At 70.2% G+C, this 10,373-nt stretch carries 11 protein-coding genes; 5 read left to right on the top strand and 6 right to left on the bottom strand.

Annotation, left to right across the window (positions count from 1 at the left end; genetic code table 11):
- Window positions 1–40: 40 nt before the first annotated feature.
- Together ABD691_RS08250 and ABD691_RS08245 are read right to left on the bottom strand one after the other, a co-directional pair.
- Window positions 41–685: a hypothetical protein gene (locus ABD691_RS08250; protein ID WP_344678887.1), complete on the bottom strand. Its 645-nt coding sequence runs from the start codon at window positions 683–685 to the stop codon at window positions 41–43.
- Entirely contained in the window at window positions 685–1,680 is a 996-nt protein-coding gene (locus tag ABD691_RS08245; protein WP_344678886.1) for an endonuclease/exonuclease/phosphatase family protein, read from the bottom strand. Before ABD691_RS08245 ends, ABD691_RS08250 begins: the two co-directional genes overlap by 1 nt.
- Before the next feature lie 548 nt (window positions 1,681–2,228).
- Between ABD691_RS08245 and ABD691_RS08240 the strand changes: the two genes are divergently transcribed.
- Window positions 2,229–3,200 carry a C15 family peptidase gene (locus tag ABD691_RS08240; RefSeq protein WP_344678885.1) on the top strand — a complete coding sequence of 324 codons (972 nt, stop codon included), beginning with the start codon at window positions 2,229–2,231 and terminating at the stop codon, window positions 3,198–3,200.
- 37 nt (window positions 3,201–3,237) lie between these two features.
- On the opposite strand, the gene ABD691_RS08235 is transcribed toward ABD691_RS08240, so the two are convergent.
- Complete coding sequence (locus ABD691_RS08235; protein ID WP_344678884.1) at window positions 3,238–3,738, bottom strand: hypothetical protein; 501 nt, start codon at window positions 3,736–3,738, stop codon at window positions 3,238–3,240.
- Between the two features lie 216 nt (window positions 3,739–3,954).
- Here ABD691_RS08235 and ABD691_RS08230 point away from each other — a divergent pair, with 216 nt between their 5' ends.
- Both ABD691_RS08230 and ABD691_RS08225 read left to right on the top strand, forming a co-directional pair.
- Window positions 3,955–4,224, top strand: a complete 270-nt coding sequence (locus ABD691_RS08230) for a hypothetical protein (RefSeq protein ID WP_344678882.1) — start codon at window positions 3,955–3,957, stop codon at window positions 4,222–4,224.
- A 248-nt stretch (window positions 4,225–4,472) separates the two neighbouring features.
- Window positions 4,473–4,976, top strand: a complete 504-nt coding sequence (locus tag ABD691_RS08225) for a hypothetical protein (RefSeq protein WP_344678881.1) — start codon at window positions 4,473–4,475, stop codon at window positions 4,974–4,976.
- Window positions 4,977–5,034: 58 nt separating this feature from the next.
- Here ABD691_RS08225 and ABD691_RS08220 read toward each other — a convergent pair whose 3' ends face one another.
- Window positions 5,035–5,913 (bottom strand): hypothetical protein, encoded by an 879-nt coding sequence (locus ABD691_RS08220; protein WP_344678880.1) that lies wholly within the window; start codon window positions 5,911–5,913, stop codon window positions 5,035–5,037.
- 204 nt (window positions 5,914–6,117) lie between these two features.
- Here ABD691_RS08220 and ABD691_RS08215 point away from each other — a divergent pair, with 204 nt between their 5' ends.
- Entirely contained in the window at window positions 6,118–6,645 is a 528-nt protein-coding gene (locus tag ABD691_RS08215; RefSeq protein WP_344678879.1) for a hypothetical protein, read from the top strand.
- A gap of 163 nt (window positions 6,646–6,808) precedes the next feature.
- Here ABD691_RS08215 and ABD691_RS08210 read toward each other — a convergent pair whose 3' ends face one another.
- Window positions 6,809–8,527: an ATP-binding protein gene (locus ABD691_RS08210; RefSeq protein ID WP_344678878.1), complete on the bottom strand. Its 1,719-nt coding sequence runs from the start codon at window positions 8,525–8,527 to the stop codon at window positions 6,809–6,811.
- Between the two features lie 257 nt (window positions 8,528–8,784).
- Here ABD691_RS08210 and ABD691_RS08205 point away from each other — a divergent pair, with 257 nt between their 5' ends.
- The gene (locus ABD691_RS08205) at window positions 8,785–9,174 is read left to right on the top strand and encodes a hypothetical protein (RefSeq protein WP_344678877.1); all 390 of its coding nucleotides are present in this window, start codon (window positions 8,785–8,787) and stop codon (window positions 9,172–9,174) included.
- Between the two features lie 66 nt (window positions 9,175–9,240).
- On the opposite strand, the gene ABD691_RS08200 is transcribed toward ABD691_RS08205, so the two are convergent.
- Entirely contained in the window at window positions 9,241–10,146 is a 906-nt protein-coding gene (locus ABD691_RS08200; protein WP_344678876.1) for an NUDIX hydrolase, read from the bottom strand.
- Window positions 10,147–10,373 lie beyond the last annotated feature (227 nt).

Here is a 10,373-nt window from a genome sequence, read left to right as displayed (position 1 = left end):
CACCCGTCCCTTCGATGTCGTCGTTGCTGTTCAGAGCCGTTCAACCCGCCGGTGAGCGACGCGTTCCGATCGGGATCGGGTGGGCTTCGGTCCAGGTGTAGGTGTGCGCGACCGGATCCTGGCGGACCCGGGCCAGGTGGAGGGTGTCCACCGTCCACTGCGCCCGCACCGGGCTGCTGCGGACCCGCCGCAGCCGGGACGCCAGCCGTTCATGCCCAGCCACGTCCAGGTCGGCGGTGGTGTAGGCCAGCGACACGTGCGCCGGGGAGGTGGTCGCCGCTGGCGTGCCGGTGATCTCTTCGGCCACTGCGGCGATCCTGCTGGTCACCTCCGCCCAGGGCCCGTCGTCGGCGGTGTCGGTCTCCAGCAACGGGCCCACGCGGCTGGCCAGACCCGGGCCGACGGTGACCGTGACCGGCTCCAGCCCGGCGGCCGCGTCGCACAGCGCGGTGTGCAGCCGCCGCACCTCGCTCTCGGGGGCCTCCGAGGCCCACCACGGCACGGGATACACCGTCATGTGCAACCACTGCCGGTCCACCACCGACAGGTGCTCCGGAAACTCTTCGAGCACCCCGCGGTGCCGCGCGGCGAGCTCGGCCACCGCGCTGTCCGGGCCGGGGACGGCGTAGATCTCCCACTTCTCGTCCGGCCAGATGCTGGCCTCACCGCCGATCCACTGCCTCATCACGCCTCCTGCGCCGGGATCGCGGCGGGGTCGTAGTCGACCAGCACCGGCAGGTGATCCGAGGCCGTCAGCGCCAGCTCGGAGTCGACGACCGCGTAGTCCCGCAGCGCGTCCACGACTTCGTGGGTCACGCGGACGGCGTCGATGCGGCGCGCGCCGAACGGGTCGCCGGTGGGCCAGTGGCCGACGGTGGTCTTCCACGGCGCGTTCAGCGCGGCCGCGACATCCCGCAGTCCGCCGGCGTAGAGCACTTCGCCGGGCTCCCGATCGGCCCACCAACGGCGTTCGCCGACGTCGTTGTACTCCCACTTCGTCTGGTACACCAGGTCGCCGTGCCACTGCCGCGGCTGCCTGTCGGCGTCGAGGCCGGTGTAGGGGTCCGGGTCGTAGTAGACCCACCGGTCCGGCTCGGCGTCGTCCTCGGACACGCAGCCGGGCTTGAACACCCGGTCGGCCGACACCGAGTTCCAGTCGCCGCCGATCAGACCCGGCGGCCGGTTGTCCGGCCGGGTCATCGTCGACAGCACCCGCTCGAACTCATCGGCGCGCCGGTAGCGGCCGAACGGGGTCGCGTGGAACGCGCCGTGCCGCAGCGGCCGCGCCGCACCGACGTCGAGATCCAGCGTGACCAGGCTGTGCCAGACGTTGGTGCCCGAGTAGGTGCGGAACCCGCCAGCGGGTTCGATGCCCGGCTTCCACAGCAGGCCGACGTGGAAGCGGTGGTTGCCTACTGCTAGGGCGGGCTTACCGGGAGCGTGCTCGTACTCCAGGCCGGTGGCCTCGGCCAGCTGCGCCAACTTCTTGCCCGCCAGCGCGGCCTTGTCCGGGCCGCCCTCGTCGTCAGGGTCGTCGGCGATGACCTCCTGAACAGCCACCACGTCGGCGCCCAGGTTGCGGATGACCTCGTGCACCCGCTCGTAGCGGGCGGTGGCCTCCGCGGTGTCGGACAAGCCGTAGTCGAGCAAGTTGTAACTGGCGAAACGAATCGTCGTCACGCTGCTCCTTTCCAGGGGCGAAGCGGTCAACTCAGCACCGAACGGAGCTGTTCAGGCGGTCATGCTCGGGTTCGGGAGCCGCCGGGGTCGTCGAGGCGCCGACCACCGTCGCGTTGCTCCCGATCATGACCGTATCGCCAGCGGCAGGCCCCGATCGCCAGGTTCACGGAAATGGCCGACTCCCCCGCCATCGTGCGGCTTTCGCGGAAGCAGACGGCGATTCGCGCTGGTCACGAAGGGGTGCGGACCTACACGGGCCCTAGGACGCAGGCCCTGGCCATCGACATCGCGCACGCCCGTCACCATCACCGTCGATGGTCTCGCCGACGCCGCCGAACGGAGGGCCGCTGCTCGCATCGCCGGACCGAGAGCCGGGAAACCCCGCAAACCCCGCAAAACCTGGAAACACCGGAAACACCTGGGTTTCTGGGGTTCGTCGCCGCTGAGCCTGGCGCGCCCTGTGCGAGATCGCCGTTCGCGGTCAGGCAGCCGCGCCGTGTCGGTACTGTGCCGACACGGAGTGTGAGCCGAGACGAAGGACCGAAGTGATGTCAACACCCCAAGGGCTCGGCCCCGACTTCTTTCGCCAGGTGGTGCCGCCGGAGATCCGGGAACGCCTGGGGCTGATGAACGCGTGGGCACTGCGGATGGCGCTGGCCTACATGGGAGGCCAGGCCGACACGCTCGCGGATTACGCAGGCCGGATCTCCACCTACGACGACACGGTGGCCGACAGCCCCTACGCAGGCAAGTTCCCCGGGACGTGCTTCTCCTTCCCGGTGAAGCGCGCGATTGACCTGATCTCGATGATGCTGGAGGCCGCCGAGCGCCACCGCACCGTCCGCCTCGACAACGCCGACGTCGTGGCCGGGGTGCGGCAGTTGGTCACCGACCTGGTGCCCGCCGAGGACCAGGACGCCGCGCTCGCCGTCGTGGACCAGCAGCCCACCACCGGCGCGTTCGGCGGCTGGCGGCTCGAGGAGTCCACGGCCGGCATCGGCGAGCTCTACGTCGTGACCGCGCTGGCCGCCTGGCTCGCCGGCAACAGGGAAATCAGCCCCAGCCGGGAAGCGGCTCGCCGGGTCGTGATGCAGCAGGTCCACGACTTCGAAGCCACCGCGCGGGGCGTGCCGGAGGCCGAGCGGCTGGACGTGACCGAGCAGGAAGCCCTCGACCTGCTCGACGCCGTCCTCGGCACGACCAGCCCGGACCTCAGCGCATTCGGCATCGCTCCCGGCCAGTCCGCGATCACCCGTGACCGCAGCAAGCGCACCCTGGTGGAGATGGAGGTCGTCGAGGCGGCCAAGGCGCACCTGATTGAGCACCCGATCCGCACCGACGAGACCGACCGCATCTTGCTGGAGGCCATCGGCCGGGCGATGGACAGCTCGGAAGCCCCCAGCGACCGGGGCGATGGCATGACCGAGACCGAGCGCCGCCGGGCCGAGAAACTTGCCGCGCGCAAGGCCCGCCGCGACACCGGCGGTCGCACCGGAGGCGGAAAGCGGAAACGCCGCTGACCAGGACCCCAGTCCTCCGTGTCCGCGGCGGCCGGTGCTACTTCGAACCGTGTTCGGCCAGCACCGCCGCCGCTTCCGGATGCCCGCGACAGGCGGTGCGGAGCCGGGCCAGCGCGTCGGCGTAGCCCTCGCGCGGCGCTGCGTCTGGAGCGTGATTACGGGCCTCGGCCGCCCACGCGACGGTCTCGGTCAGCATCACGCCCGTCCACGGGCTGAGCTCGATCTCCGTGGGCACGCCGGGCGGCCCGGCGGCGGCCGCGCGGAGTTCATGCAGGACGTCGTCGTAAGCCGTGACCGCGCCGAGCCGGGCGACGTACCGGCGCTGCGTCGCCCACTCAATCACCCCGATCACGAACACCGCCGTTTCGGGCGTGAGCTCGGCACGCAGCCGCTCCCCATCGCACTCGGCACGCAGGAGTTCCTGCATCCGCGGAACCAGATCCGTCAGCGCCATCCCGGAGACCCCCTTTCGGCTCGATGAGCCGATCACAGCCGGGCGTCCGACAACACCGCCGCCAGCGTCGAACACGCCCGCCACCAGCGGAACCTGCCATGACATCGCCGCGCGACCACGGCCGCATCACCCCTGGCTCGTAGGCTTCCGGACAGGGACGCCACCGGCGGCGCACCTCGGACCCTCCCACCAACCCCGCAAACCCTGGCAACACCGGGAACCCCTGGGAATCAGGGGAAGAGCGGCGTCACCGGTGGCCAGGCGTCCCCGAGCACGGCACAGGACGAAGGGAGTCCGACGATGTGGCGGTACCAGGACGTCGGGCCGTGGGGACAGCTCCGGCTGCGCCCGCGCCACGCCGTGACCGCGCTGACGCGGTGGGGTACCTGGGAGGTCGAATGGCGGCATGGCAGCCACGACCCCGCGGTGCCCGCCCCGCAGCCCGCCGAGCCCGCGTGGCTGACCCCCGACGATCACCAGTGGCACCCGCTGGTGCTGCCCCGCGGCCGCCAGGCGGACGTGGTGCGCGCGGCCGCAGCCGAACTGCGCGCCAGCACCTCACCCCGATAGCCAGCACAACAGCGCGGCCCGTCCAGGTCAGCGCGTTGAACACGATCAACAACCCTGCCGTTGGTGTTACCCGATCGTGTCTGGGGTGCCGACCGTACTGTCCCGCACATGGGAATCGGATCTATGGCGCGACGACCTGGCGAGTCGTTCGCAGACCACTTCGACGGGCTGCTTGCGCAGTTCCGCGATCGGCTTCACGCCGAAGGGCACGCACCCGCGAGGTCGAGGCCGTCCTCAACGTCAGTGAGTTGACCGACGAAGAGGTCGAGATTGCACGGGACCGGGCTTCCACGGCTGGTATCGGACGGCTCGTGCTGGTCGACGACCACATCCCGGCGCGCCCGGAACCACGCCGCGGGCGTTGCTCAACCCGGAACAGCATTCAGTGCTGGCCGACGCCCGCGCTGCGCGCATTCTCAACCACCCGCACTGAGCGCTCGAGGAGAGGACGTCGGGTCGTGCCCTACAACCAGACAGTGAAGCGGCTGCGGATCGATGACCAGGAGATCACTGACATCAACGTGATCGTCAACGCTCTGGCCACCGCCAAACACCGGAAGCAGTACCCCGGCGCGGAGTCCTGCATCGCCATCGAGCTCGCCGCCGTACAGCACCTCCTCTCCCTAATCGCGGATCGGGTTGTCAGCGCCACCGAGGCCCGCGACGTTGTGAACCGGCTCGCCGAGCGCCTGCACGAGGACAACGATGACCTCCGCGTCATGAAGGAGATGGAAGCCGGAGGGCTTTTCTGACGGGCTGTTCGATCAGGATGCGCCGGTTGGCTGTTCGCGGCCGGCGCACCTGGTGCGCTCACACGTCCAGTTGGTGGCGCAGCGCGCTGCGTTCGGCTTCTTCCCGCGCCAGTGCCGCCTGGTGCACGTCTGGGTCGCGGTGGGCCTCGATCGCCGCCCGCACCACTGCGGCCAGCACATCCGGCGGCAGCGCCTCGGCCTGCGTGGTCGTGGTGCCGGTGAACGACCGGCGGTCGCTGGCCTTCGGCGGCGCCGTCGGCAGGGCGTAGCGCTCGACTTGGTCGGTGGTGACCGCGATCCGTTCGAACCGGATGCGGCCGCCCGCGGCGGCCGCGAACGCGGCGACGTCCTCGGCCAGGGCGCTGAACAGGTGAATTCCCGAGGGATCGAGGTCGCCGACGTGCAGCACGACGGTCTCCACCCCGCACGCGGCCGCCCGCTCGGCGGCGTCGTGCTTGCCGGCCAGCCCGTCGAACCCACCGCCGGAGTAGGTCGGCAGGCCGTACTCGGCGCCGATGCGGGCCAGCTGCGGCACCATGCCCGCCGTCTCGCACCACAACTCCAGCCGCACGGGCTGCCCGTCCTGACGGTTGCGGCGGTACTCCTCGGCGGCGCCGCGCAGGGCCCGCCAGAAGTCCGCCGGGTCGGCGAACGAGGCCGGGGCCTGCACCACGACCTGCGTGTCGTCCCTGATCACCGACCAGTCCAGCCGCCCCGAGCGCCGCGCCATCCCCAGGTGCTCGCACAAGTTTTTGTACGCCCGTTCGGTTTTGGGCAGGATCTCGTCGGAGACCAGCACGTAGAAGATCTGCCGCAGGCTCAGCGGGAGCTGTGCGGCGTAGCGGTCGAGCACGTCGTCGACCGCGGCCAGCACCCGCAGGGTCTGGCCATGCGGCCGCCAAGCCGGCACCGGTCCGCGGGGACGCCTGTCGGGCACCACAGCCTCCTCCCCGGACTCCCGTGCACCCGATAGTGCGCCAAGGCGTCCTTTCCGGGAAAGAGGCAGCTCACCGCCGGAACGAAAAAGGCGCCGCCCAGTGGGCGGCGCCTTTTCAAGCCATAACCCCAGCGGTTTGGCCTGTCACTGAATGTGACTACACAGGGACCGTTCTGGGGTCTTCATCAGCTACCGTACCCGACCGTGCTGTTCGCTCACAACTCGCACAACAACGAGCACGCGCGCAGCACTCTGCTGCTGTTCAGCCAGCCCCGGACGCAGGGCTACCTCGACGCCTGCGGTGCAGACGCCGAGGCGGCGCTCGAGCTGTACCGGTGGAACACCCAGATCAGCGGCGCGTTCTGGGAGACGCTGAGCCATCTCGAGATTGTTCTCCGCAACGCGCTGGCCGACCGGCTGGCCGGACGACACGCCGCCGCCGGCCGCCCCGGCTCATGGCTGGATGACCCCGCCCGCGAACTCGACGGGTTCGCGCGGAAAGACATCGCCAAGGCCCGGCAGCGTGTCCGCGCCAAGGGCAAGCCGGACTGCGACGGGCAGACCCTCACCGAACTCGGATTCGGCTTCTGGCGGTTCCTGCTGGCCAAGAGATATACGGCCTTGTGGCCCGATCTTGTCGGTGGCTTTCCCCGCGCCCCGGATCGTGCGCGCACCACCATCGAGCGACCGGTCATCGAGCTGCACGAATTCCGGAACCGGATCGTTAGTTGAGCGGATCTGGACCCAGCCGCTCAAGGACCGGCACAACGAGATCACGGCGCTGCTGAGCTACATCGACAACGACCTCGGCAACTGGGTCATCAGCGGCTGCCGGGTCGCCACTGTGCTGGCCGACTGCCCGATCGAACGCCCGCGGCCGTAGCTGCCCGGCGATCTATTCGGCGAGGGTGTCGGCCGCCCGCAGGCTTCCCCGGCCGGAGGCGAGCTCGAGCGAGCGCAGCCGGCTCAAGGCGTTGCGGAACCCGCCGCTGGCACGGCTGTAGCCGGTGCGGGCGGCGAGCTCGTCGACGCTGACCTCGTCCGGCCAGCAGCGCACCAGCTCGGTGAGGATCGTCCGCTCGGCTCGCCCGAGAAGGGTGCGGCACCACCACTCCAGCAGCGCAGACCCGGTCGGCAAGGGCTGCCAGGCACCGCCCAGCATCGTGCGGCCGGCTTCGGTGATGGCGATCTCGCCGCGCCCCTCGACCAGCCCGGCCGTGCGCAGGCGGCTCAGCGCATTCCGGAAACCGCCACTGCGATGGCTGCGCCGGGTCAGCAACGCGACCTGGGTCCTCGTGCGCGGGCCGTGCTGGGCCAAGGCCACCAGGATCTCTCGCTCGGCCTTCCCGAGACCACCGTTGCCGCTGGTGGGCGTCGGCGTGACCTCGCTGCTGGGGGCCTGGAGGGATTCGGCATCAGCCTCGGGTTCCGCCGCCGGCGCGGCCGGTGCGGCATCGTGGGCGGGCGGGCGGGCGCGGCCCAGCGCTTCGGCGAGGGCCTGGGCCGATTCGGCACTCGCCTGGGCCACCTGTTCGAGCCGGCCTACCAGCTGGTCCAGCTCGGCCGTCTGTTCCTCGGTGACCACCGGCACTTCCACTTCGATCTCGCGCGGCGGAGGCGGCTCGGAAGCGGCGGCGAGCTGGCGCTCAAGGTCGCGAACTCGTGCCCGCAACCGCCGGGGATCGGTTTCGGCGCCTTTCTGCTCGGCGTCGGCGAGCCGGTATGCCAGGGCGGCGACGTCGACCTGCGCCCACTGCTTCGGCTGAAGGCGCACCTGCCCTGTCTTCGGGGTCGCCGACGAATCGAACGTGGTTCTCGCCCGCACGTGCACCCGCCGCAGCACGCCCAGCCATTCCGGGCTCCACACCCACGCCTCGCCGACCGGCAGTGCCGGCAAGGTCGCCTTGACCTCATGCGCCTGGGCTTCCTCGGCGTGCTGCCCCACCCACGCGTCGACCGCGCTGATGTCGTGCGGCGCGGTCATGCCCAGCACGATCAAGCTGTCGACCTGCGACAACACGGATTTCGAGAGCGCGGCCGCGCGCTGGGAGATCAGTGTGATCCCCAGGCCGCGGATCCGGCCGCGCCGCACCGCGTCCTCGGTCGCCCCCAGCAGCCGTTCCACCCCGGCATGGGCTCGCTGCGGCGCGATCTCATCGGCTTCGTCCAGGCACAAATGCAGGGGAAGCCGGTTCTTCCAGTACAACCGTTCCAGGAACTCGGTGGCGAACCTACGGCGTGCCGACTTACTCAACAACGACATGTCCAGCACGGCAGGAAAGCGCTGCTCGATGAGCACGTCGGCGATGATCGTGCCGCTGGTCTCGGGCAAGTCCACATCGCAGTGCTCACCACCGAAAATGACCACGGGCAAACCCGGCGCCGTGCCATCCGCCGACGAGCGCAGGCCCCACCAGGCCCCGGTCGGGTCGAGAATGCACGTGGGCACACCCTCACGGATCATCTCTTCGGTGAGCACCGAGGCGCAGTGGGTCTTGCCCCTCCCCTTCTTGCCCAAGATCGCGAACGTGCTGGTCACCATGTCCACGGGCATGGTGAAGTCCTCGGCGAGCCGAAGACCCTCCGACGAGGCGGCACCAGTTGAGGCGGTCATCTCAAAACCTGCGAATCCTGCACGTCATCCTCAGTGTCACCCCAGAACAGACGCGGGGAAACCCGGCCGGATGACCCTTCCGGAAAAGACCTCATCAGGCCCCAGGCCGAACGGCACCCGACTCAAGCACGAACTGCACGCACACCACCCTCGCCGGCGGCCCGGGGCCACCGGCGCGATCTCCTTCGAGAACCGGCCACGGCCCTGATCGGGTGGCTCGCGTACGGGGCCAGGCGTCATAAACCGATAACCCGGTCATGATCTCCGACCTGCCCACCACGCGCGCCCGCAAGCGGAATCGGCTCCTCGCGGGAAATCGCCCCTCCGATGAGATCCATTCGCTGTATCTCCGGCTCGAAACCTGCGCCGCGGCCGAGGATCTGGTGCTGATCCCCACCGGACTGAGCAACGTCGAGCGGCTGCCCCGGGCAGATTTCGGCCCGGAGCTCAGCCAGCACGATCTCGACGAGTTCGTCGCGATGATGGTCGGCCTCGGGGCGCGCGGGCTCTACGTCACCGAGGGCCTGGCACACATCCGGCACGTCTCCGATATAGACCATCTCGCGGTACCGGAAGGCCCGAGCTCGCTGCGGATTGAGTGCCTGCACGCCGGTGTACTGCACGTGTGGACCCACGCAGAGCGGTAGGCGCACGCCCAGGGACCAGCGGCGCCCGGACGGTAGCTGTCCGGGCGCCGAGCGGGTGGCAATGGGTCATTCGACCGCAGCGAGCAACGCGCGGCGGTGGTCCGGCCACATCCTGTCGAGCACGGTGGCGTAATCGGGCACCCAGCGCGCGGAGGTCGCCCGCTCCAGCGCGGGCAGCTCGGTGCCGGGCAGGTGGACCCGGACCGTCACGGTCATGGTCCAGGCGTGCAGCGTGTGCACGCTGCTCACCGGCCGGATACCGCGCACCAGCTCCGGAGTGGCCCAGCGGGGCACCACCAGCCCGGTCTCGGCTGCGGTGCGGCGCAGCGCGCCGGTGACGATGCCCTCGGCGGTGACCGGGCGGTCCCCGGTCTGCCATTGCGCCACGGTCCGGCCGAAATCAGACGGCGTGGTGTAACCGCCCGGCAGTGAGGGAATCCGGCCGGCGTCGGTATCGCGGTCGACGACCAGGACGTGACCCGTCCCCGTGGTGACAACGGCGTCAGCGACGACCGCTTCGCCGTACCACCAGCCGAAACCGAGCCCGGTGACCATGCCGATCCGGTCATCGCTCAGCAGCTGCTCGTGGCGCGGGTGCAGCGGCCGACCGTGCTGATCTTGCACCCAGCCCCGCGCGATGAACAGTTCCCGCAGCCGCGGGTCGACTTGCTGCACCGGCTCGCCGAACTCGGTGATGATGTCCGGGTCTGCCGCGCCTGGCACCAGCCCGGCCCGGTTCGGGTGATCGGCGGCGTCGAAGCCGGACGGCACCGCTGCCCGGCGGCCCCCGGGCTGTCCCGGCGTGTAGCCGCCGGTGTCGGCATGAAGCCGGGCCCCATACCCCAGCTGCTTGGATTCGTTGACGTTCTGGGCGATCTCGTTGAGCTCGGCGGCGGTGTAGGGCCGGATGCCCTGACCCCAGGTGTTCTCATCCGGCAGCAGCAACCGGTCGAGTGCGCGGTAATCAGTCATGACCTCAGCCAACCGCCGAACACCGCCGCAGGGAACGAGTTTCGTGTTTCCAGTTTCAACCGGAAACCCGGGGAAAGGACGTCGTTCCGGTGATCAACTCAGCGCCGCGAGGGCCCGGTGTTTCGCGAGGTGCAGCGCGAAGGCTGCGGCGGGGTGGTCAGCGGCGAGAACTTCATCGCGGTCGCCGAGCGCATCGTCGGCCGCCTCCAGCGCCATGCCGATCGAGA

Source organism: Saccharopolyspora taberi (assembly GCF_039534165.1).
Lineage (GTDB): Bacteria > Actinomycetota > Actinomycetes > Mycobacteriales > Pseudonocardiaceae > Saccharopolyspora_D > Saccharopolyspora_D taberi.
The sequence above is the reverse complement of the archived record's forward strand: the minus strand, read 5'-3'. Positions and strand labels throughout refer to the sequence as shown.